This is a genomic window from Pelotomaculum schinkii, from assembly GCF_004369205.1.
Lineage (GTDB): Bacteria > Bacillota > Desulfotomaculia > Desulfotomaculales > Pelotomaculaceae > Pelotomaculum_C > Pelotomaculum_C schinkii.
In genome coordinates, this window is the sequence record NZ_QFGA01000002.1 from 288188 (window position 1) to 312083 (window position 23896).

A 23896-nucleotide genomic window follows, 5' to 3' on the forward strand; every position below is an offset into this window, starting at 1 on the left:
TTGGAAGTATTACCTCCAAGTTGTCTTAATTATAATAACAGCCTGGCCGCGCTTTATGGCGCGGCCAGGCTTGGTAAAAGTTATTTATATAGTTAAAGCTGCATAAAACCCTGAAGCACTTGATGGACAAAGTATGAGAAAATTTATTGCCACATGCCAGGATAGACACTACCCCTTGCCAGGCTAGACACCACCCCACGCCAGGGTAGACATTACCCGTGCCGAGAAAATCTCTGCCACATGCTGGGGTAGACTCGATGCGATATGGTATTATGCAGACGGCTTAATTTGTCATCTGTCCTCCAGCCACTTCTTAAGTAAATATCTGGTTCTTCCGTCGGTTGATTTTCCTCTCTCCAATCGGGACATTGTACTTTGATCTACACCTATTTCTTCAGCAGCCTGCATCTGGGAAAGACCACTTTGAAGCCGTGCTTTTTTTACAATCGGACCCATAAATGTCGCAGTTCGCTCCTGACAGGGAGTTGGCTGAGCTTCCCGTCTTTTTATTTTATGGTCCCTTATTTTGCCGTAATGGTCCATGATTTCCTGGGGCGGCTCAATAATGACTTTCCAAACAAGCCATTCCTTCCACCAACCCTTTGTACCGACGATATCCTCATTAACACACTCATATTGCCATCCTGTAATAATGTGATCCTGTTGAAGGATATCCAACGCCTTTTCCAAGCGCTCTTTCGTTTGGCTCGGGTTATGTTTACTGACTTCTTTATTTACGGCATTCAGAAGGGTTTCTACGTTGAACGGGGCAAGGTAAGCCCCCCCACCCTGGCGGTTTCTCCACTGCCAGGTCAGGTAACGAGTCAACCTCTTTTCCCATTGCTGGTTAATGGGATGATATTCTACTGCTTTCTGTGAGATGAGTGCCGTCTGACGTCCTGCTCCAAAAAGAAATTTGGAGAACACATCCCCAGGTCTTACCCGCCAAACATAGGAATCTTTTCCCTCCATAGTTCCCTGCCCGGACTTACTATCGACAACCCAGGCTTTACTTTCACCCTGCCATTTTACTCTCTTCCGCTGCCTGCCTTTTTTCCCTTCTACTTCTTCAGTTACATCCATCTCAGCGACAACGATCCAGGTATTTGCTAAAATTGCGATATGACGGGCAATTTCTTGGCGCCACACATTCTTGTATCCACCTCTTCTGCCCGCGCCGTTTTTCTGTGGTTTTAAACCCCTAAAAGCTAGAATGTCATCTGCAGTCACTGTGGCTATGTCCTCATAGTGAGATGCCTGTTTTAACCATATAGCTGAGACAATATCCACGACGTCGGCAGTAACGTCATCCATGGACATAACATTTTGTCTCATTCGCTTCTGCCAGGCAATTATTTCAGTATTTGAAAGGTAAGGCTCTATGTCTACAGGGTCCGGCCTGAGCTGAACAATTGCCCTGAGTTTTCTATTGCCGGTAGTCAAGTTAGCAGTGGGCCAGCTTTCTCCTTCAGGAATGGTAAAACCGCTTATGGCCAGGACTTCGCGAAACCGGTAATACAGCAAACAGTTTCCCACTCCCAGCAAGCTCCCACTAAAAGGCGATTCCATACTTCTATCAATGTGGAATGATATTTTTACATCTTGATTTTTTCCCTCCAGTGCCTTCAAACCCAATATTATCTCCAATTCTTCCATTGAGGGATTTGTCAAATCTATGCTTTTTACTATTGATCGAGACAGATCTTGTACGTACATCCCTACCAGATAACGATACCTTCCGGAAAAAACCAGGGCATCATTATATAAATAATTATTAAGTATTTGTACTCTCTGTTCCTTATTCATAGAATCTAAGGCTTCCTTGCCAAAATTACTTTCCAGCCATTCTAACGCCATAACGATTAGGTTGGTTAAAAACCAATTCGCAAATTCTCTCCATATATATTTAACTTCCCGTAATGATTTTTGAAGAAAAGCTTCAACACTAATGAATACTGTATTAAAGTATTCTTCTTTTAGTCCGGTTATATAGTCCCTCTCTTCGTTTGTGGTTATTTCAATATAAGGCCTTTCTGTAATTGCATTTTTTAATCCTTTTTCTTTTATAGAATTATTGAGATGAAGAAGATATACATTTAACAATTTGGGGGTTATAAGCCAAGCGATCTGTTTTGAAAGAGGATCGTTGTTATAAAAAAGGGTAACCCATTCATTTATGAGTTTTGAAGTTATAATCTTTTTTGCCTCTAAGACTCTTTGGTATGTTTTCAGGGCATCTTCTTGATTAGTTTTGCCCTCTTTGTGGATATAATCAAATTCAAAATTTATATTGACTGGTAGTTTTGGTATATAGAGTAAGACTTTTTCTTTCCCAATATCTACTGTATTAGGGGTAAAGAAGTTCTTGCTAATTAATGACTCAACAGGTATATACTTACACACATCTTTGTGCTTAATATTGGTAATCATGTTCCACCTTGCCTTTCAAACAATCGATCTTACCAGGGTTCATTTGCTTCCCCAAAAGAGTGTTTAAACCCTATCCCTTTTCATCATATTTATCGAGACAGAAGCAATATGCCAATTTATGGATTAAGCTATTGTTATACTTTAACAATTATAATGCCTCTCAGGACCAAGTTATTGTGGTACAATAACAATTATAATACTTCTACAGAATTAGTAAACCGACATTTATTTACTATTATTGCCAGAATAAAAAAGATGGTTGATCCTCTAAATTCTAATTAGAAAATAAACCATCCATATAGATTCCATATCCCATTCGGTTACGATACGAAATTAAGCTTCTTAATTTATAAAGACATTTCTAAATTGAGTGCAATCTTATACATCCGCAGAGGGATGGCTTGATTTAATAAAATTTTTCTTAATCCTCCCAAAGGTATTGGAAAAACGCTTACTTAATCTTTTCCCCAGGTCATCAAAAATGGTATACACCACTGGGACCAGAACCAATGTGATGAGAGTAGAGAAAGTCAATCCAAAGGCGATAACAATGGCCATCGGTTTCATCATTTCGTTTCCCGAACCACCACCAAGAGCCATAGGCGCCAGGGCCAACACCGTACACAGCGTGGTCATCAGAATAGGCCGCAAGCGGATCGGTCCGGCTTGCAGGATCGCCTCGTTGCGTTCGGTACCCCGCTTTCGCAGGGTATTGATATAGTCGACCAACACGATGGCATTATTGAGAACGATACCCACCAGCATGATCGCCCCGATCAGGCTCATCACACTCAAACGGGTCCCGGTGAGCCCCAGACCGATCACAGCGCCGATAAAGGTAGGCGGTAAGGAAAACATGATAATAAATGGCTGGAACAAAGATTCAAACTGTGCCGCCATCACCATAAAGACCAGGACAATCGCCATTGCGAGCGCCGTAAAAAGAGCGCTGAAAGATTCATTCATATTTTGCCGCTCACCGCTGTAGTCGATGGTATAGCCCTGGGGCAGCGTCATTTTTGCAAGTTGTTCCTGAATATCACTGTTAACACTGCCGGTATCCCTGCCGGAAACATCTGCGGTAATTTCCACCTCCCGGTTTTGATTGGAGCGGCTGATCTCTTTGGGCGAATCTTTAATGGTAATGCTGGCCAGGCTGCTCACCGGCACCTTCACGCCAGAAGAGGTTACAAGCATCAGGCTCTCAAGATTACTCTCTGTTTGGGTGAAATCATTGGACAACTTCAGATTGATGTCTACCGTGCTATCCCCGGTATGCAAGGTGCCTACCGTCGACCCTCCGAAGGCGGTTTTGATCACCGAAAGCACCTGGCTTACGGAAAGCCCGTAACGCGCCGCTTTCTCACGGTCAACCACGACCTGCACCTGGGTATTGCTGGACAGTGAATTTTCTACATTTCTGGTCCCTGAAACCCCTTTGACGATATCTGCCGCCTCGTTCCCCAACTCAGTAAGGACATCCAGATCGGTACCCCGGATAATCACATCGACTGCGCTGCTGGACATCCCCATGGCGCCGCCTTCAACCGCTACTGTTATGGTCGCCCCAACAACATCGCTCAAGGCCAGACGCACTTTTTCTGCCGCTTCATTTGCCGTCAGTTTATACTCATCCGTGGATTTGAGCTTAAACTGGATATTGGCCTGATTGCTGTTGGAAATGCCCATAAAGGACCTGCTTCCACCGCCGACAGTTATATAATCTTTTTTAAAACCATCTTCTAATGCCTTTTGGGCCAGCGCATCAACTTCCATAGCCTTTTCACGGGTTGACTCCAACTTTGTCCCCGTGGGCATTTCGATGGTGATATTGACCCCTCTTTCATCCATCGAAGTCATAAACTCCATCCCAATCAGCGGGATACACCCCAGGCTGGCGAAGAACATGATTATGGTAGCAGCCACCACTTTTTTACGGTGAGCTAAAGCCCATTTGAGGGTCTTCTTATACAGGGCAGTAATCTTTTGAAGCCCGTAACCGAAAATAGTAACCGGGTTCTTGGCGCCTTTTTTATACACAAACTCTTCCGGCGCCGGAACGCTTTTCAACATTCTGGAGGCCATCATGGGGACCAGTGTCAAAGCGGCAAACAGAGCACAGGCATGAGAAAAGCTGACTGTAAGCGCCAATGGCTTGAAAATCATGCTGGCGATGCCGCTGACAAAGACAATAGGCAGAAAGACCACGATCTGTGACGCTGCCGAGGCCATCACGGCAGTCCCCACCTCAGCTGCTCCTGTTTTGGCGGCATTGACAATATCAAGACCCTCCTGCCTCTTTCTGTAGATACTTTCCAGTACAACGATGGAAAAGTCGACCAGAGAGCCAAGCCCCAGCATCAATCCACCCAGGGACAACATGTTAATCGTAACATCAGAAAAATACATGACAGAAAAAGTTCCGATTAAGGCGACCGGCAGAGTGACAGCCACTACCGCGGTGCTGCGGGCGCTGCGGAGGAATAAATAAAGAACGATCACGGCCAGGAGACCGCCCAGTAACCCATGTTCCTCAACACTTTTAATGGTATCGTTGATGGTGGTGGAAGTGTCGCTGACCAGATTCATCTGCACCCCGCCAGGAAGAGTTTGACTTAAACTGGCAACTTCCTCACGTACCTTCTCAGCCACCTGCACTGTGTTCCCGTCTGAAGTTTTCATTACCGCTAGACTTAGAGAAGCTTCCCCATCCACATAGGTGAGAGTGCTATCTTTGGCGAAAGAATCACTCACCTCCGCAATATCCGACAACGGGACATATTTATTCGATGAGCCGGGAACACTGATCTGCACGTTTTTGATGACGTCCAGGCTGTCGAATTCGTTCATGACCCTGATGCTGATTTCGTTGGAGCCTTTTACCAGTGAGCCCGCTGTGCCGGTAATATCATCACCGGAGATTGCCTGTGACACCTGCTGCACGGTCAGTCCATAGGCATCCATTTTAGTTTGATTTAGCCTGACCTGAATCTCCCTCTCCTTGCCGCCGCTGATCGATACGGAACTCACTCCCTCGATCCGTTCCAAAGCGGGCTGGATGGTGTCTTCGGCAACTTCCTTCATCTTGGTGAGGCTTGCTCCCGACAGGGAGTAAGTCATGATCGACTGGGAATTAGGATCTATTTTCGAGATGGTGGGACTGCCGGCATCATCCGGCAACGATTTCCGAACCGTATCCACCTTGCTCCGCAGATCGTTCATTTTTTCATCAATATCGGTCCCATAGTTGAATTGCACCATTACCATGGAATTTCCGGTTGAAGAGCTGGAACTGATTTCTTTCACGCCGCTAACCGAACTCACAGCGGATTCAATTGGTTTGGTGATGATCTTTTCCACCTCGGCCGGCGCCGCCCCCTGGTAACTGGTGCTGATTGTCACCACCGGGATACTCATGTTCGGCATCAGAGCAACCCCCAGGTTTGGCAGGGCATAGAGACCTATGAATACCACCGCGAGGATGAGCATCGAGATGGCAACCGGTCGTTCTACCGAGAAATCTGCTATTTTCACTTGGAATCACCTTCCTGTTTTGTGACCACCTTCACCTGCTGCCCATCGGAAAGCAAGCGGTTGCCTTCGACTACAATGCTCTGTCCGACCTCCAAGCCTTTTGTGATTTCAACCTGGGAGTCATTGGACACTCCTGTTTCGACATATACTTCCTTGGCTTTGCTGTCTTCTACAATATAGACAATATGCTGTCCATCCTTATCAATAACTGCATCCACCGGGACAGCAATAACATTTTGCAAAGTTCCTGTGACAAGGTTGATTTTCACAGTCATCCCCGGCTTAATTTCCCCGTCTGGATTGGCTACGGTGATTTCTACCGGATAACCCATGGTGGTCGAGTCAGCCTTTGGAGCTATCGCAGTCACCGTTCCTTCCACAGACTTGTTCAGGGAATCAACGGTTACTGGGACCTTATTTCCCAGATTAATGTTGTTAACCACACTTTCCGGTATCGAAGCCTCTACCTTGACGGTATCGATACTGACGATACTGGCTACATCCTTCGAACTACTTACCATTTCTCCAAGATCTACATCAATTTCACCTATGTAACCACTAATTGGCGCGGTAACCGTATATTCTTCCAAATTATCCTGTGCGGTACTAATGGTCACGTGCAACTTATCAATTTCCTGCTTTGTTTGTTCCAAACTGAGCCTTGCCTGTTCCAAACTGAGCCTGGCATTGACCAGTTTGGTATTCGCATCTTCTAAATCGGTCTTTGATACAGCACCGCTTTCATAAAGAGTACTGATGCGGTCGTAATTGACCTGGGCATCATTTAAAGCCTGAGCTGCAGTATCATAACTAACCTGTGCAGTATCATAACCAACCTGTTTGATACCCAGGTCAGCTTCCGACTCAGCCAGGTTATGAGATGCTTCCCTGGACTCAATTGTAAAAAGAACCTGCCCCTTTTCCACCCGGTCACCTAATTTCACGTTGACCCCGGCAACACGGCCCGAAACCTTGGAAGCAATAGTGGCTTCAGACGATGCCTCAATCTGTCCGGAGGTATTGTAAATCTTGTTCATGTCTGTCTTGCTCACCTGAACAACCTCAACTGCAGTAGAAGATTCTTCATTGCTTAAAGGCTGTTTTTTTCCACATCCGCTAAAAAGAGAACATAATAACAAAGCCAATACCAAAACCGTTAATCGTTTCAACTTTCTTCTCGCTCCCTTCATCTTCTTTTATTTACAAGCATTTATGCATTAGGCAAAACTCTGGAAACTGCATTATGTAAAATCAGCCAGTTCTTCAACCTTAAACATTATAAAAAAAGAAAATAAACTGCCTCTAAATCAAATAGAAAAATTTTCTTAACAAATTTGAAAATCGAAATAAAAATTTTGTACAATATTTTTAAAAAATTTAAGAAACCGTTTTAAAGTAATTAATATTTAGGATTTATAATGGATAAAGAAAAAAATTCCCCAAAAGGCAAGTTCAGAGGAGAAATAGCATGTCCTTAAAATCAAAAATTTGGGCTTCTTACATAATTATGATTATTATTCCTCTTCTCCTGGCAGTTTTGTCAGCCAGGCTGATTCTAAGCAATTATGAAAAGGACCACCAGCTTCAAATAATCGAAATTGCCCTAGAGGAAAAAATGCAGGAGAATATGGATTTTATGGATGAGCTGGATAACACCCTCGCCAATAAGCCGGATAATTTCAAAGATTCATTTTTCCTGTCGCGGATCAACGAAAGAATTTCTTCTTTAAATATGGGAGTTCTGATTCAATACAATGAAAAGTTTATGTATAATTCTGTTCCAGTTAACGCCGAAAAACTTAAACCTTACTTGGTAAAATTTCTCCAACAAGACGTTGCCAATAGATGGGTATCGGCAATCTCAAAAGATTATATTGTAAAGTGCCGGGCTCTCTCTTTCAGTGACGGGACAACCGGCCGCATCTACCTTTTTATGAGCAGAACAGCGCCCTGGGATACTCCGCCGGCCGGCCACACCGGCTATGTGAAATGGGTTTTTTTAATTTTCATTATTTGCATCTTTATGACCAACAGTTTCTTGACCTACCGGTTGTCCAAAAGCTTAATCAAGCCTTTGGATTCGGTTAAAAAAGCGGCTAAAGAAATCCAATATGGAAACCTGGATTATCCAATTAGTTATCCGGTAAAGAATGAAATAGGAGAATTGTATCAAGCCTTTGAAGAGATGCGGATAAAGCTAAAGCAATCACAGGCGCTCAACGCGCAATATGAAAATAGCAGAAAAGAGCTAATATCCAATATATCCCATGACCTTAAGACCCCCATCACAGCAATTAAAGGCTACGCCCAGGGTATTATTGAAGGTGTAGCTAACAACCCTTCGAAAATAGAAAAATATCTTCGAACTATCTTTACCAACGCTGTGGAAATGGAGCGCTTAACAAATGATCTAGTCCTTTTTTCCAAACTGGACATCAAACAAATCCCTTTTTCCTTTGAGTGTGTAGACATTAATAGATACCTTGAGGATGCCAGAGAAGAACTACATTTTGATTTGACTGAAAACAATATAGCGCTTAACTTTGAGTCCTATTATGAAAGCGATGATCTAATCATGGCCGACCGGCAGAGGTTAATTAGAGTCATTCATAACATCATGGAAAACGCCAAAAAACATTTAAATAAACAGGAAAAGGAAATAAAAATAATCTTAAAAGAAGAAAAAAACGAAGCCTTGATTGAAATAAGGGACAACGGTTGTGGAATTCCGGCGGATAGACTCCCTTTAATTTTTGACCGGTTTTACCGGGTAGATTGCGCCAGGAACCGGACAACCGGGGGTAGCGGGATCGGGCTGTCCATTGCCAAGGAGATTATTGAGGCCCATCAGGGGAGGATATGGGGAGAAAGCACTGAAGGTTTGGGGACAAGTATTTTTTTCACTTTAAAAAAAGCTGCCTATTTTAAAAAAGATTAAAATCCCATCAAAGAGGAGGTTAGAAGAATGAAAAAGGTATTGATTATTGAAGACGACCAATGTATTGCGGAACTGGAAAGAGACTATCTGGAAATAGACGGATTTGAAACGGATATTGAACTAAACGGAAGAACAGGACTGCAGCGTGCTTTGCAAGGAAACTACGCGATTATCATATTAGATGTCATGCTGCCTGAAATAGACGGTTTTGAAATCTGCAGGACAATACGCAATAGGAGTAATGTACCTATCATTATTGTCTCTGCCAAAAAAGAAGATATTGATAAAATCAGAGGATTGGGGCTAGGAGCTGATGATTACATGACTAAACCTTTCAGTCCTGCCGAACTGGTTGCAAGAATTAAATCCCATCTTGCCCGCTATAATCGCCTTGTTGATCAAAAAGTTGTCAATCGCCCCGAAGAAATAAAAATTAAAGGACTGGTAATCAATAAAAGCTCCCGGCGTGTTCACCTGAATGGCCAGGAAATTCCATTTACCGCCAAAGAATTTGATCTGTTGGTCTTCTTGGCTGAGAACCCTGATCGGGTGTTCAGTAAAGAACATATTTTTGAAAAGATCTGGGGTGTGGATAATGTGGGAGAGATTGCGACAGTAGCCGTTCACATCCGGAGAATCCGTGAAAAAATAGAAGAAGATACATCTAATCCGGATTATATTGAAACCATATGGGGTACAGGATATCGTTTTAATATTTCCTGATTTCGATTAAGCAATGACCTATCAATAAGTTAAAATTAGGTACCCGGTATCTTATTCTTTATTCTGGTAAATGACCTGCTTGGGATAGGGGATTTCGATACCGGCCCGGTCCAGCGCGTACTTAAAGCGCTTGCGCAGCTCTCTTTCTACAGCCCAGTGTTCACCCGGCAAAGTAGGCGCCACGGCGCGAATATCTACCGATGAAAGCCCCAGTTCAATAACGCCCTGCACCTGGGGCACATCAATAATGGCTTCGATTTCCCGGCAGGCTGCTTCACACTCATCTTTCAATACCTTGATGGCCTGGTCGATATCTTCTTCGTAGGCGATACCCACCGTTACCTGGGCCAGCATGGGTCCCCGGTTGTAGTTGGTCACCTGGGTAATCCCCCCGTTGGGGATGATGCTAAGCTCACCGGTCCACTGGCGGATCTTACAGGTGCGCAGCCCTATTTCCTCCACGGTGCCGGTTACCGCGTCTATTTGCACAAAGTCGCCCACACTAAACTGGTCTTCAAATAATATAAAGAACCCGCTGATGACATCCTTGACCAGGTTTTGCGCGCCGAAACCTACCGCCAGGCCAAGGATACCGGCGCTGGCCAGGATGGCGCTGGTGTTAACGTTGAAAATTTGCAGGATCATCAGGCAGGCCATGAAGAAAACGAGGTAAGTGATGGCGCTACGCAGCAGTATTTCCAGGGTTTGCGCCCGGCGGCCGGTCGTTTCGTGATTATCAAAAACCTGCTTCACAACCAACTGGCCGAAATTAATGGCCAGCTTCGCTCCAACCAGGATCCCGATGATTTTTAACACTTTGGCGCCCAGCGTTTTTAAATCGTCCGGTGAAATGAGCTTCACATTGAAAATTTCCAGGATCACTATAGCCGCTATAAAATAACCCCCATAGAGGATTATTGTCTGCAGTAAAATACGCGCCGAACGTATAGCTTCGTCAGAAATAACCCCCTTCTCTGCCTGCTCGCTATCGCCCTGCCCGCTTTCTCTCAATACCCGGTTCGAGAAGCGGTAAAGCACCTTGATAAGGATGTACGTAAAAACTAATACTAAAACGGATAATACCAGGTCGTATAAGAAAATTTGCATCTGATCGGGGATAAACAGATCCTTAATCCAGTCCATATATAACTCCAGCTGCTTATCGATAATTGTAGCCACCTCGCAATAAAACAAGACTATTGTCGGATATTATATCACAAAAATTTCCGATTTCCCATATGGCTCAGCATTTCCTTCAGCAGTAATTAAACAACCCTGCAAGGCTAAATTTTTAAAACTCAGGCATAAAAAGTGCATGTATCCGTTTACAATGCCATAACTCCGGTATACTGCCATATGCTACCATATATCTCATTTGACATAAGAAATATTTATAACTAAAATTACATCAAGACATATTGAATATCAAAGACCATTCTATCAGCGCCGAGTCTTCCCAAAAGGAAGAGCGGGGGAACCAATTTTTGGGGTTAATCTGTTTGAGACGTGTACATTTCACATCTCAAATGGTAGGGCTACCCTTAGTCCGCATCCGTCAGCTAACCTCGTAGGCGTACAAGGGAAGAATTGGGCTGTATATTTTTTTGGCCGGATCTTTCTTCCGGCCATTTTATTTTCAATATACTTCCTTTTTATTCTTCCTTAACCCCATTGTTACCCTAATGCTGTTTAGCCGGGGGAGAAAAATTGACAGGAGGTATTTAACCTATGAATGCAAAAATCTTATCCCTACAATCCAGAAACACTGTAGACTGGATGGATTGGCGATGGCAAATGAAGCACAGGCTCCAGTCGGTGGAAGAACTGGCCGAATATATCGACTTCAATAATGAGAAGATACGGGATATCCAGATGGCCTGCGATGTCTTCCCTATGTCCATCACCCCCTATTATGCATCGTTGATCAACAAGGATGACCCCAGGTGTCCCATTCGTATGCAGTGCATACCAAATCCCCAGGAACTTATAGAGGGACGCGGCGATATGGACGATCCTTTACATGAGGACGCAGATTCTCCCGTACCCGGCCTGACCCACCGCTACCCCGACCGGGTGCTCCTGCTTGTCACCAACGAGTGTTCCATGTACTGCCGGCACTGTACCCGCAAGCGCAAAGTGGGCGACAACAACAGGTGCACAACGGAAAAGGATATTGACCTTGGCGTTGAATACATTAAAGCCCACCCGGAAATACGTGATGTCCTGCTGTCGGGAGGAGATCCTTTTATACTTTCCACCAACCATTTGGAACGAATCATCCGCAAGGTGAAGGAAATTCCACATGTACAGGTAATTCGCATTGGGACCCGTACCCCGGTGGTCATGCCGCAAAGGATTACTGACGAGCTGGTCAGGATGCTCAAGAAATATCATCCTGTCTGGATCAATACTCATTTCAACCACCCGCGTGAATTCACGCCTGAAGCTGTCCAGGCCCTGGCCAGGCTGGCCGATGCCGGAATTCCCTTGGGCAACCAGACGGTCCTGTTGAGAGGCGTCAACGACTGCCCGGTGATTATCAAGAAACTGTCGCACCTCCTGGTGAAAAACCGTGTTCGTCCATATTATCTTTATCAGTGCGACTTATCCCGGGGCATCGAACATTTCCGTACTCCTGTAGCCAAAGGGATAGAAATCATGGAAGCGCTAATCGGCCATACTTCCGGTTTTGCCGTACCCACTTACGTTGTGGACGCGCCGGGAGGAGGCGGCAAAATCCCGGTCCTGCCTAATTACCAGCTGTCAATGACCAACACCAAAACTGTATTGCGCAACTACGAGGGCGTCATATGTGTCTACGAGGAACCCCAAAACCCTGGTTCCGGTTGCTCCCCCACCTGCTCCTTGTGTAAGGAACACATTATCAGGCATGAACCGGTCGGCCTGCAAAAGCTGTTTGACCCATCCAACCTGACTGTCAGCCTGGTGCCAGAAGGAAACCGGCGCAAAGCTCGCTATACCGCTCGTAAAGGAGAAGCTCATGTCTATCGAAATCAAAAAAAATGAAGATATTTACTTGGATCGCTGGGAAATCATAGAGGGCAATGCTTTTGACTGCCGTATTCTGGTTTCACCCTATAACCGGCGAATTACTGTCTATGAATTCAACCTTACACGGGACCATGCTGCAGGAGAAATGGTTGAACTCCTTGCGGGAAAGGCTTTAGAAAACGGCCTCGACAAGATCTGGCTTAAATCCAAAACCGGTTATATGAACGCTTTTGCAGGCGCCGGGATGAAGTTGGAGGCAGCTATTCCCGGTTATTATAAGGGCAAGGAGACAGCCCTCGTCTTTGCCCTGTACCTAAGCAACCAGCGACAAACACCTTCACACGCCAGAGGCAAGGAATTGGTCGATCAATTGGTATCCAAGTTCAAGGACGGAACAGTAAAACGTATAATTCCTGACGGGATAACGTTTAAGTGGGGTGAAAAGGAGCATTGCCCAGCCCTGGCCCGGTTATACAGAAAGGTTTTTACTACTTATCCATTTCCGGTTTTTGATCCCGATTACCTCAAATCGACCATCGCTCAAGACAGTACTTACTATATAACAGCCTGGCACAACAGAGAGCTGATAGCTGCCTCCTCGGCAGAGATAAACCGCCCCCAGCAAAACGCGGAGATGACTGACTTTGCCACGCTCCCCCAGTGGAGAGGGCACGGGCTGGCCAGTTTTCTCCTGGAACAAATGGAAACCCGGCTGAAGGGTGAACGGTTCCGGTGTCTGTACACCATCGCCCGTAGTAGTTCAATTGGTATGAATAGTGTGTTCGTCAACGCCGGATATGGTTATTATGGAGTATTAATCAAAAATTGTAATATTGGTGTGGGATTTGAAGACATGAACGTATGGGCTAAATTACTATGAAAGTCCTGACGCCCAAAAAAGACTCGCCGGCATCGGCGAGCCTTTTGTTTATGGCAAGCTAAAAAGCGTTCTCAATATGTTCCAGTTTTTTTACCCGGCCCTCCCCGTCAAACAGGACCGCTATGACATCAAACCTGCAGCTTGCGTTGGTCTTACCCACCGATTTGAGATAATGCCAGGCCAGCTGCCTGAGCTTCATCTTTTTCCGGCTGGTAACCGATTCCTGAGGCAAGCCGTAATCGTTGGAACTGCGTGATCGAACCTCAACAAAGACGATGACATCCCGCTCGCATGCCACGATGTCGATCTCTCCGAGCCTGCAGCTATAGTTCCTGCATAACACCTGGTAGTTATTATTTTCCAGGTACTGGGTTGCAGCGTCTTCACCCTGCCGCCCCAGCAGCTTTCGCCGGATTGTCATTCGCATCACCTGCAAACTCTAACATCATAGCTGAAAAACAACATAATTTCCCGCGATAATTCATTCGCACAAACGCTCACGCCCAGATGGGCATAGAATAGTTCCCCATGTCGCTGACGCAGAGGCAAGGTTTGCACCTACATTTCCAGACCCACCCGAAGTGTTATTTCCATGTTCAAAGCAAAGTGGCATTTTGTTGTTTTCACAGTCGTATCTGCAACTTATCCGAACAAGCCCCCATCCGCCTGTTCCGTCATATCCTTGACAGGCTGGAAGCCGGCCCGGTGGATCGGGCAGGGTCCGTAGAGTTTCAGAGCGCTCAGGTGTTCCGGTGTGGCGTAGCCTTTATGGCGATTGAACCCGTATTGGGGATAGAGCTGGTCGTAAGAATCCATGATCCGGTCTCTTTCCACCTTGGCCAGGATTGAAGCCGCCGCAATAGAGGCGCTGAGGCCGTCCCCGCCAACGAGCGGCATCTGGGGCAGGTTGAGTCCGGAAATTTTAAAACCGTCAACCAGTACAAAGACGGGCTTATCTTTTAGTCCCAGCACGGCGCGCCGCATGGCGGTGAGTCCGGCCTGGTGGATATTCTCCTGATAAATTTCTTCAACCGTAGACAGGCCGGTAGCCCAGGCCAGGGCAGCCTCTTTAATCTGCCGGGCCAGAGTTTCCCTCTTGGCGGCAGTAAGCTTTTTGGAATCGTTTAAATCCTTTAGATGGATTACACCCGGTAAAATAACGGCTGCCGCCACTACCGGCCCGGCCAGGGGCCCCCGCCCCGCCTCGTCCACACCTGCTATGGCCGAGTGGCCTTTGGCCCACAAATCCTCCTCGTACAGAAACATCCCGGCCAGGCGCTTATGCTCGGTCTCCTTGATATTTTCAGCCCGCTTCCACCGGCTGTACAGATTACGCACCCCTGCCCTCGGGTCTTCTGCCATAGCGGCAAGGATCTCTTCCAGATCCGCACGGGGGCTCTTGAGAAGCTCTTTTATTTGCGCCAAGGACAAGCCCGTAAGAATCAATAAAACCCCCGGCCTTTCATGAGATTAATGAGGTTCAAACGGGCGGTCTGTCCAGGGTGTATCGCCCCAGTTTGCCCTCCCGGAATTCTTTAATAACGATACGGGCCGACTTTAACGAGTCGACGGCCCCGCCGGATATGTAAAAACCCCTGCGCACCCCGACAGCCTCCAGCAATTGTTCCGGCTCAGCCGTCAAGTCCGCAATCTGGTACCGCTCCCGTATCGCTTCAGGGTAATTGTCAGCCAACCACTTTAAAAGCTTGCCCGCTGTCCCATAAAGGTCATAGACTTCGTCCTTGATCGCCCCGGTCACGGCCAGGCGGTAAGCCGCTTCCTGGTCCTCCAGCTTCGGCCACAGAATACCCGGGGTATCAAGCAGATCAATGTTGCCGGCCACCCTAACCCACTGCTGGCCGCGGGTAACCCCGGGCTTGTCACCGGTCCTGACGGCGCGCTGACCTACCAGCTTGTTGATAAAAAAGGACTTCCCGACATTGGGGATGCCCAGCACCATGCAACGCGGCGCCCTCGGCCGCCTGCCGTTCGATACCAGCGCTTGTATTTTGGGAGCCGCCAGCTTGTTGACCTGCCCGGAAACATCTCTAGCCCCACTCCCGCTGATGGAATCAACGGCAATGGAGGGAAAACCGGCTTTAGCCAAAACAGCCTTCCAAAGCCTGGTCTGTTCCGGGTCTGCCAGGTCTGATTTATTGAATATCACCAGGCGGGGTTTTTGCCCCGCCAGCTCATCTATATCGGGATTGCGGCTGCTGGAGGGTATCCTGGCGTCCAGCACCTCGATAACAACATCGACCAGCTTCAAATATTCCTTGACCAGCCGCCTGGCCTTGGCCATATGGCCCGGGTACCACTGTATGTCCATAGGTCACCGTTTCAAATAGACTAGTTTATAATGCGGATCCTGTCCAGCGGCCAGTAAATCAGGACCGCCTTGCCAATCATGAGGTCCCTGGGCAGGAACCCCCAAACCCTGCTGTCATCACTGTTATTGCGGTTGTCACCCAACATCAGGTAGCTGCCCTGGGGTACCTCTCTTGGCCCGTAGTCATTAAAGCGCAGACCCGCCGGCAGGTAATCTTCCGGTACCGCCTGCCCGTTTATATAAAGGCGGCTGCTTTTTAGAGCTACCGTCTCACCGCCTGTGGCGATCAGCCTTTTGACAAAATTACGTTTCTGATCAAGCGGGTATTTGAAGACGACAACATCCCCCCGGGCAGGGTCCTGGAAATGGTAATTCAATTTGCTCACGATAATCCGGTCGCCTTCCTTTAAAGTAGGCTCCATCGAACCGGATGGTATGTAGAAAGGTTCCAGGATAAACAGCCTGATCAATACGGCCAGAACCACCGCGATAACGATGGACTCAGTAATCTCCCTGAAGAAGGAGCTGTTTTTCGGTTTTTCCGGCAACTCTTCTATGCTTTTATCCTCCACCGCGCTTCCCCCCTGTTTCTTCCCGGCATTACCAACTCTTTTTTTGCCCTTCAGCGCTAAAAAACGAAAAAGGGACTGCGCCATGTCCAGTCCCTTTCCATCTACCGCTTATCTTGAATACGGGCAGCCTTGCCGCGCAGTCCGCGCAGGTAGTACAACCTGGCCCGGCGAACCCGGCCTCTCCTTACTACCTCAATGCGTTCAATTTTTGGTGTGTGCAGGGGAAATGTTCTTTCCACCCCTACCCCGTAGGAAACCCTGCGAACTGTAAAAGTTTCGCCGATGCCGCCGCCCCTGCGCCTGATTACAACGCCTTCAAAGACCTGAATTCTCTCGCGGCCGCCTTCAACAACCTTAACATGTATCCGGACCGTGTCACCGGGATTGAACTTTACTATATCCTTTTTAAGCTGTTCCTGTTCAAGCGATTGGATGAGGTTCATCAAGAAGTCCCTCCTTCCCTCTAGATCTTAAGTACATAATGTCAAATTAAGCTTGAGATCTTTTGCAAAAAAATAGGATACCCGAGCACACTAACAGCCCGCGTTTGCTCAACAAACGTTATTATAGCATAAACAGTGTGGCGCGGCAAGAATTTTCCTGGAAAACATACCCCAGTAAACCCTGGCTGGTTTAATCCAGATCAAGACTTGCAAGGTCTTGCAGCACCTCTCTGAGGATGGCTTTATCCTCCCGGGTCAATTCCGCCTGCTCCAGCAGATCCGGCCGGCGGGCCAGGGTGCGCAGCAGTGAGTGCCGCCTTCGCCACTTCCTGATTTCCTCATGGTGACCGCTTAGGAGGACCTCCGGTACCATTTGCCCGCGGTATTCCCTGGGCCTGGTATAGTGGGGATACTCCAGCAGGCTGGTCTGAAAAGATTCCTCTTCAAATGAAGCCGCCTCTCCCAACACGCCCGGCAGCAGGCGCGCCACCGCGTCCACCACCACTGCCGCCGGTAGTTCTCCGCCGGTCAGGACGTAGTCCCCGATTGAGATTTCGTCCGTTACCATTGTCTCCCGCACCCGCTCGTCTATCCCCTCGTAGTGGCCGCAAATCAACAGCAGGTTTTTCTCGCCTGCCAGGTCCATAGCCAGGGCCTGACTAAAAGGTCTGCCCTGGGGACACATCAGGAGCACGCGATGGGAAGACTGACCGTACCGGCCCACGACGTTTTCGATCGCATTGGTCAGCGCCTCCGGCCCCATGACCATCCCCGCGCCGCCCCCGTAAGGGGTGTCGTCCACAGTGTGGTGTTTGTTGGTTGAATAATCGCGAATATTAACCAGGTTGACCTCGATGGCGCCGCGTTCCCGGGCCCTTTTTAAAATGCTGGAGGTCAAGGGTCCCGTGAACATCTCCGGGAAAAGGGTGAGGATATCAAATCTCATTTAATCAGCCAGCCCTTCCGGCAGTTCAACCAGCATCCTTCGCCCCGGCAGATCAATCTCCCGGACAACCTGCTTGAGCGCAGGAATCAGGAGGGGTTTACCTGCGGTTTCCACCACGTAAACATCGTTGGCTCCGGTCTGGAGCACATCCGTTACTTTTCCCAGAAGTGTTTGATCAAGATCAAATACACTCATACCGACAATATCAAATATGTAATAACTGCCTTCCTGAAGCGGTACCAGTTCCTGGCGGGTGACCTCAAGGTAACAGTCCCTGAGCTTATCGGCGGCATCCATGTCTGTGATTTCTTTAAACTTGATGGTCAGGAATTTGCCGTGCGGTTTTATTTCCTCAATGGTGTAGTCCGCGCCGCCGTCCCGGAGCTTAACCCTGACTCGCTTCATACCTTGAAAGCGTTCGGGAAAATCGGTCAGCGGCAATACCCTGACAGCTCCCCGGTGTCCCTGACTCTTAAGTATTTTTCCAATCCGGATGAATTCATCACTCATGGCCGTGGTCCTTTCCGATCCCCCCCTGCCTTATTTCAATGACGGTACCGTCCTGAACAATAATCTCCACACCCAGTACTTTATTCCAATCATCCCCAAGTTTTAGCTCAACCGGGCTTTCCATTTTGCTGAACAGTACCTCCGTGCCTTCGGCCAGTTGTCCTATCCCTTTGAGCTGGTCGAGCAGCTGCCGGTGTTTTTCTTTGCGCAGGCTGCGCTCCTGATCCAGGCGCTGCCGGGCGACGGCAAACCCCTGGGGGTTTTTCTTTTCCAGTTCGGGAACCAGCCGCCTTTCCTGAAAATCAAGGCTCTGCAGCTCCAGTTCAACCCGCCGCAGCGCTTCCTGCACTTCAGCTGCCGCCGCCTTCTTATAGGCGTCTGTAACTTTTACCTTGACCAGCACCGGCCGGATCAGGTGAATAGCTTCCATGAAAACCTCCGGATTGGGACGTGGGTATATACTGCATTCCTATGGGGTCAATGTGCGAATGAACCAATTCAATATCACTGAGGAGTGACAAACATATGTCCCGTCATATGCCTCACCTATCTCAAGAATATTGTTCGAAAAGGCTTGACTTGCGGGCTTGGGGTTATCCGGAGCGAGCGGAGCACCTGGGTGCGTTCCTTAGCGCGTGCGTTGCTGAAAGTCAAAGCTTAAATAGCGCGTAGCTACCGGAGGGCTGTCAGTAGATGCGGTCGGCATGACGCTCTTGTTGCACAAATGGAGAATTGCAAAGAGAGCGGAGGATAACCCCAAGCCCACTACCCCCAAGGCTTTTCGAGAACCAGTTATGGCCTTTACTATTGCGCCTAATAACTATGTTTCAAAAAGCATTAGATGTTTCACAGGAATTAGCACAAAAACGCAAAGTCTTGCAAGGCGCTTAAGGGAACGTCTAGGGGTGTATTTTACCCCTAGACGATTTCCACGATAACTTTTTTGTTCTGCCTGGCTGCCGCGGCCTTTACCACCATTCTGATGGCTTTGGCGATGCGGCCCTGCTTACCGATCACTTTGCCCATGTCTTCCTGGGCAACCCTGAGTTCAATGACAATAGACTTGTCTTTTTCCACCAAATCAACAACTACTTTGTCCGGCTGGTCAACGAGGGCTTTGGCCAAAATTTCAACAAGTTCTTTCATCTTTGAGCCTCCCTATCTACTGACCCTCTTCGACTGTTTTTTTCAAAACGCCTGCCTTGTTAAATAGGGCCTTGGCTGTCTCGGAAAGTTGCGCTCCTTTTTTCAGCCAGTCCAGGGCTTTCTCCTCATTGATATTAATCACCACCGGGTCCTTCAGGGGATCATAATATCCAATTTCTTCAATAAATCTGCCATCTCTGGGGGAACGAGAATCAGCTACAACTATACGGTAAAACGGAGCCTTCTTCGCTCCCATCCTTCTCAAGCGGATTCTAACTGCCACGAACTTCACCTCCTTTTATTATATCCCTAGCTAAAGAAAGGCAATTTGGACATTTTGCCGCCCTTCTTTAAATTTTTTTCCATGTCCATAAATTGTTTCATCATCTTTTTGGTCTGGTCAAATTGTTTCAAGAGCCTGTTTACCTCCTGCACAGAAGTGCCGCTGCCCCTGGCAATCCGTTTTTTGCGGCTGCCGTTTAATACTCTTTCCGGCTCACGCCGCTCATCCGCAGTCATGGAGTGGATGATGGCTTCCACATAGACCAGTTCTTTTTCATCGACCTGCAGGTCCTTTAACTTCTTTGCACCGCCCAGGCCGGGAATCATCCCCAGGATCTGCTCCAGCGGCCCCAGTTTTTTCACCTGAGAAAGCTGATCCAGAAAGTCATCCAGGGTGAACTCCAGTGAGCGAATTTTTTTCTGCATCTGGACCATCTGTTCAGCATCGAAGTTCTCCTGGGCCTTTTCAATCAGGGTGAGCATATCCCCCATACCCAGGATCCGCTCTGCCATCCGGTCGGGATAAAAAGGTTCCAGTGCGTCGAGCTTCTCGCCCACACCGGCAAACTTTATCGGCTTCCCGGTAACCGCGCGCACTGAAAGCGCGGCGCCGCCCCTGGTGTCGCCGTCCAGCTTGGTCAGGACTACTCCGTCCAGGTCAAGGCGGCTGTTGAAGGCCTCTGCCACATTGACCGCCGCCTGGCCGGTCATGGCGTCGATCACCAGGAGGATTTCGTGGGGGGCGATAGCCTCGTTCATGTTGACAAGTTCAGCCATGAGCTCCTCATTTACTTCCTGGCGGCCGGCGGTGTCGATAATGACCAGGTCCTGGCCGTTTTGCACAGCGCTGTCCGCGGCAGCCCGCCCGATGGCGACGGGAGCTTTACTGTCGTTCAAGGTAAATACAGGTATATTCAACTGCCCGCCAAGGACCTGCAGCTGTTTAACGGCAGCCGGACGGTACACGTCGGCTGCGACCAGAAGCGGCCTTCTCCCCTGTTTGCGCAGGAGGTTGGCCAGCTTGGCGGAGGTGGTGGTTTTGCCGGCGCCGTTCAAGCCGACCATCATCACCACGGTAGGGGGTTTGGGGGCAAGGTTGATTTTACTATTGGAACCACCCATCAGCAAGCTGAGTTCATCATGTACAATTTTTATAACATGTTGGGCGGGATTGAGGCTGGCCAGAAGCTCCTGGCCCACCACCCGCTCTTTAATTTTGGCAATGAAATCTTTGACCACCTTGAAGTTGACGTCCGCTTCCAATAGCGCCAAACGCACCTCACGCAAGGCCTCGGTCACGTCCGACTCGGTTAGCCGTCCTTTGCCTCGGAGCTTTTTAAAGGTATCCTGCAGCCTTTCGGCCAGATTGGCAAACATAAGCGTTGGAATCCTCCCTTCCACCGATAATGTTTATTTATTGACCATATCCAGGATTTCCGTTAGAATTTGCCTGGCCCGCAGCACCCTGTCGTCCTTGCAGGCCGAACTGTACTCGTCCAGAAGGAGCGCGGCGGCAGCCAACTTATTTCTTTCGTTGTTGAACTTCTCCACCAGACCGAGTTTGCTCTCGTACTCGTTTAGTAGCTGCTCGGCCCTTTTCAGGGTATCGTGCACGGCCTGGCGCGTGACCTTGAACTCGCCGGCGATCTCTCCCAGGGACAGGTTCTGGCCGTAATACAGCTCCATAAAGTCCTGCTGGCGCCGGGTCAGCAGTTGGCCGTAAAAATCGTTGAGCAGGTTAATCCAGGCTACTTTTTCCAGCAGTTTACTCACCCCGCCAGCCTATAAAGGATTTCACCTTTACACAGATAGATTCTACAAAAATAGCTGTCAAATGTCAAGTTGTATTCCATTTTTTTACCTATAAGGAGGGTATTTTGCCCTGACATAGAAAATAATATAGTGCACAGTTACGTGCACATCAGGCGCGTATGACTTTAATCATAATTATATAAAGGGGTGACAGCATTGCAGGCTAAACAATTGCAGCGCAGCGCTTCCAGGCCGGCCGGGTTCCTGTCCCTGACCGAAGCTATAAAACAAAGCCGGGAGCAGGTTGTGGAGAACCACAAAAATTACCTGAACAGCAGCCTGGTCATGATGATGGGTCTTATAGGTTTTGATAAGCATTTCACCAGAGCCGAGGGCATTTACGTCTGGGACAACAAAGGCAACCGCTACCTTGATTTTCTAGGCGCCTACGGGGCGCTCAACCTGGGCCACAACCACCCGAAAATTATCGACGCCGTCAACCAGGTCAAGGAAGTGCCCAACCTGCTCCAAGCCTCCCTCGGCACCTTGCCGGCGGCCCTGGCCAAAAACCTGGCTTTGGCCGCCCCCGGTGACCTGCGCCGCTCTTTCTTCGGCAACAGCGGCGCCGAGGCGGTCGAAGGAGCCCTTAAACTGGCGCGCGCCGCCACCGGCCGGACAGCTTTTGTTTACTGTGAAGGCTCTTTCCACGGTAAATCTTTGGGCGCGCTGTCGGTTACCGGCCGTGAAAAATACCAGAAGACCTTTCAGCCTCTCGTGCCTGACTGCCACAGTGTCCCTTTCGGTGACCTCGATGCGCTGGAGAAACAGCTGCGCGACCAAAGCTGCGCTGCCTTTATTGTAGAGCCGATCCAGGGAGAGGGCGGGATCATCATACCGCAGGCAGGCTACCTCTCCGGTGTCAGGCAGATCTGCTCCAGATACGGGACGCTGTTGATTTTTGATGAGATCCAGACCGGCTTTGGCCGTACCGGCGAGATGTTTGCCTGCCAACACGAAGGTGTCGCCCCTGATATTATGTGCATGGCTAAATCACTTGGAGGCGGCATCATGCCTATAGGCGCCTACATCACTACCGATGAAATCTGGAAGAAGGCTTACGGCAGCATGGAAAAAGCCCTGCTGCACACCTCCACTTTCGGGGGCAACACCTGGGCGGCCGCCGCGGGTATCGCAGCCCTGGAAGTAATATACGAGGAAAACCTGCCGGAAAAAGCACGTGTAAACGGCGCCTACCTGCTGCAGGAACTTTGCAAGCTGCAGGAAAAATACCCGCTTTTAAAAGATGTCAGAGGGCGCGGCCTGATGGCGGGCATTGAATTCAACCAGCCGGGGAGCCTGGCCGGCAAAGCCACCTTCGGACTGGCCAGCAAGCTTTCCGAGGAATACCTGGGCACCCTGGTAGCGGGCGAACTGATGAACAAGTACCACATCATCACCGCCTATACCCTGAACAATCCCAACGTAATCCGCCTCGAGCCGCCTCTGGGTGTCACCCGCGAACAGCTTGACACCCTGCTGCAGGCCCTGGATAAGGTCCTGGCTGCCAACAAGGGTTTTTTCAGCATGGCCGCCTCAGGCGCGAAGACCATGCTGAAGTCATTGATTAAAAAATAAAGGATGCATGCTATTTCTCCTTCAAAAAAGACCAGGCTTCTTTTTAATGCTAATTATGTTAATAACCCTTTGCTTGCCTGCTTTAGCATCAGCCAATGTATATGTTGGAGGAAAATGGATCCCATCATCAGGCAACATAACCGGTGTAAAAGCTGACATATATACAGCAGCATACGGTGTCATATCGTCTGGACATATGACATGTGCATGGCCTATGGTTTGGCAGAATAATTCTATCAACTTACAAACACTGCCTTTAATGCTTTTAGTGATGATACAAAGAATAACAACAAATATCTATCAAAAGATGGTTTTTTGGAAAAAGCTCCGTGCTATATCGTAAGTTTTAAAGGAATAACTAGAGCTGGCAAAGCACCTGAAGGGATGCAAGCTCCAATATTCCATGAATATAATGTTGTTATTGATGCTGATTCGGGTGATATTCTATTTAGTCTAGCATACAGATAGAAAATATTATTTGCTAAAGAAATAAGAATCAACTAGAGTAGTGCTGCAGTAATTTTCTGCAGCACTATTTATTTCTATAATGTATGAGTTAAAAGAAAAAGGCCGATTAATAACCAGCCCAAGGTAGAAAATGATTACATACCCAATTCAACAGCAGCCTGCCTTACAGCCTCTTCGTCAATATGCTTAAGGCCCTTCTGATAGCCATAGATTAAACTGGTCGTAGCAAGAATTATTAATCAAACGGGGCCAGCCCCGGCTCACCGTAGAAATAGCTTCTACGGCATTCAGGATGT

Annotated in this window: 21 protein-coding genes and 1 riboswitch; of the genes, 5 read left to right on the plus strand and 16 right to left on the minus strand. The window is 48.1% G+C overall.

Annotated elements, in window-relative coordinates; genetic code table 11:
• Positions 1-291 precede the first annotated feature (291 nt).
• The 3 genes from Psch_RS12335 to Psch_RS12345 all read right to left on the minus strand — a co-directional run bounded on the left by Psch_RS12335 (position 292) and on the right by Psch_RS12345 (position 7133).
• Positions 292-2430 (minus strand): helix-turn-helix domain-containing protein, encoded by a 2139-nt coding sequence (locus Psch_RS12335; RefSeq protein ID WP_190240520.1) that lies wholly within the window; start codon positions 2428-2430, stop codon positions 292-294.
• Positions 2431-2808: 378 nt separating this feature from the next.
• Entirely contained in the window at positions 2809-5964 is a 3156-nt protein-coding gene (locus tag Psch_RS12340) for an efflux RND transporter permease subunit (protein ID WP_190240521.1), read from the minus strand.
• The gene (locus Psch_RS12345; protein ID WP_190240522.1) at positions 5961-7133 is read right to left on the minus strand and encodes an efflux RND transporter periplasmic adaptor subunit; all 1173 of its coding nucleotides are present in this window, start codon (positions 7131-7133) and stop codon (positions 5961-5963) included. Before Psch_RS12345 ends, Psch_RS12340 begins: the two co-directional genes overlap by 4 nt.
• 299 nt (positions 7134-7432) lie before the next feature.
• On the opposite strand from Psch_RS12345, the gene Psch_RS12350 reads away from it, so the two are divergent.
• Positions 7433-8902, plus strand: coding sequence for a sensor histidine kinase (locus Psch_RS12350; protein ID WP_134218976.1), 1470 nt, complete (start codon positions 7433-7435; stop codon positions 8900-8902).
• A 27-nt stretch (positions 8903-8929) separates the two neighbouring features.
• Positions 8930-9625, plus strand: coding sequence for a response regulator transcription factor (locus Psch_RS12355; protein WP_134218977.1), 696 nt, complete (start codon positions 8930-8932; stop codon positions 9623-9625).
• A gap of 51 nt (positions 9626-9676) precedes the next feature.
• On the opposite strand, the gene Psch_RS12360 is transcribed toward Psch_RS12355, so the two are convergent.
• On the minus strand, positions 9677-10768 hold the full coding sequence (locus Psch_RS12360) for a mechanosensitive ion channel family protein (RefSeq protein WP_134218978.1): 1092 nt from the start codon (positions 10766-10768) through the stop codon (positions 9677-9679).
• 291 nt (positions 10769-11059) lie between these two features.
• Positions 11060-11214: riboswitch (cyclic di-AMP (ydaO/yuaA leader) on the plus strand.
• A 139-nt stretch (positions 11215-11353) separates the two neighbouring features.
• Between Psch_RS12360 and kamA the strand changes: the two genes are divergently transcribed.
• A complete protein-coding gene (gene kamA / locus Psch_RS12365; RefSeq protein ID WP_134218979.1) occupies positions 11354-12652 on the plus strand; it encodes a lysine 2,3-aminomutase in 1299 nt (432 codons plus the stop codon).
• Complete coding sequence (gene ablB / locus Psch_RS12370) at positions 12627-13517, plus strand: putative beta-lysine N-acetyltransferase (RefSeq protein ID WP_134218980.1); 891 nt, start codon at positions 12627-12629, stop codon at positions 13515-13517. Before kamA ends, ablB begins: the two co-directional genes overlap by 26 nt.
• Before the next feature lie 58 nt (positions 13518-13575).
• Here the strand turns inward: ablB and Psch_RS12375 are convergent, their stop codons facing one another.
• From Psch_RS12375 to ylxM, 12 genes are all read right to left on the minus strand, one after another.
• Positions 13576-13938 (minus strand): YraN family protein, encoded by a 363-nt coding sequence (locus Psch_RS12375; RefSeq protein ID WP_134218981.1) that lies wholly within the window; start codon positions 13936-13938, stop codon positions 13576-13578.
• Positions 13939-14159: 221 nt separating this feature from the next.
• A complete protein-coding gene (locus Psch_RS12380) occupies positions 14160-14963 on the minus strand; it encodes a ribonuclease HII (RefSeq protein ID WP_345789081.1) in 804 nt (267 codons plus the stop codon).
• A 34-nt stretch (positions 14964-14997) separates the two neighbouring features.
• Positions 14998-15846 carry a ribosome biogenesis GTPase YlqF gene (gene ylqF, locus Psch_RS12385; protein ID WP_190240523.1) on the minus strand — a complete coding sequence of 283 codons (849 nt, stop codon included), beginning with the start codon at positions 15844-15846 and terminating at the stop codon, positions 14998-15000.
• Between the two features lie 20 nt (positions 15847-15866).
• Complete coding sequence (gene lepB, locus Psch_RS12390; protein ID WP_243124079.1) at positions 15867-16418, minus strand: signal peptidase I; 552 nt, start codon at positions 16416-16418, stop codon at positions 15867-15869.
• A gap of 101 nt (positions 16419-16519) precedes the next feature.
• Complete coding sequence (gene rplS / locus Psch_RS12395) at positions 16520-16861, minus strand: 50S ribosomal protein L19 (RefSeq protein ID WP_134218984.1); 342 nt, start codon at positions 16859-16861, stop codon at positions 16520-16522.
• A gap of 190 nt (positions 16862-17051) precedes the next feature.
• On the minus strand, positions 17052-17807 hold the full coding sequence (gene trmD, locus Psch_RS12400; RefSeq protein ID WP_190240526.1) for a tRNA (guanosine(37)-N1)-methyltransferase TrmD: 756 nt from the start codon (positions 17805-17807) through the stop codon (positions 17052-17054).
• Positions 17808-18317, minus strand: coding sequence for a ribosome maturation factor RimM (gene rimM / locus Psch_RS12405; protein ID WP_190240527.1), 510 nt, complete (start codon positions 18315-18317; stop codon positions 17808-17810). It abuts the gene before it with no gap.
• Positions 18310-18747 carry a YlqD family protein gene (locus Psch_RS12410; protein ID WP_190240528.1) on the minus strand — a complete coding sequence of 146 codons (438 nt, stop codon included), beginning with the start codon at positions 18745-18747 and terminating at the stop codon, positions 18310-18312. The genes rimM and Psch_RS12410 overlap by 8 nt, the downstream gene beginning before the upstream one ends.
• Before the next feature lie 488 nt (positions 18748-19235).
• On the minus strand, positions 19236-19463 hold the full coding sequence (locus tag Psch_RS12415; protein WP_134218987.1) for a KH domain-containing protein: 228 nt from the start codon (positions 19461-19463) through the stop codon (positions 19236-19238).
• A gap of 16 nt (positions 19464-19479) precedes the next feature.
• Positions 19480-19746, minus strand: a complete 267-nt coding sequence (gene rpsP / locus Psch_RS12420) for a 30S ribosomal protein S16 (protein WP_134218988.1) — start codon at positions 19744-19746, stop codon at positions 19480-19482.
• A gap of 26 nt (positions 19747-19772) precedes the next feature.
• Positions 19773-21122: a signal recognition particle protein gene (ffh, locus tag Psch_RS12425; RefSeq protein ID WP_190240529.1), complete on the minus strand. Its 1350-nt coding sequence runs from the start codon at positions 21120-21122 to the stop codon at positions 19773-19775.
• Positions 21123-21155: 33 nt separating this feature from the next.
• The gene (gene ylxM / locus Psch_RS12430; protein ID WP_427910098.1) at positions 21156-21518 is read right to left on the minus strand and encodes a YlxM family DNA-binding protein; all 363 of its coding nucleotides are present in this window, start codon (positions 21516-21518) and stop codon (positions 21156-21158) included.
• 195 nt (positions 21519-21713) lie between these two features.
• On the opposite strand from ylxM, the gene Psch_RS12435 reads away from it, so the two are divergent.
• Positions 21714-23132, plus strand: coding sequence for an aspartate aminotransferase family protein (locus Psch_RS12435; RefSeq protein ID WP_243124084.1), 1419 nt, complete (start codon positions 21714-21716; stop codon positions 23130-23132).
• Positions 23133-23896: the final 764 nt, after the last annotated feature.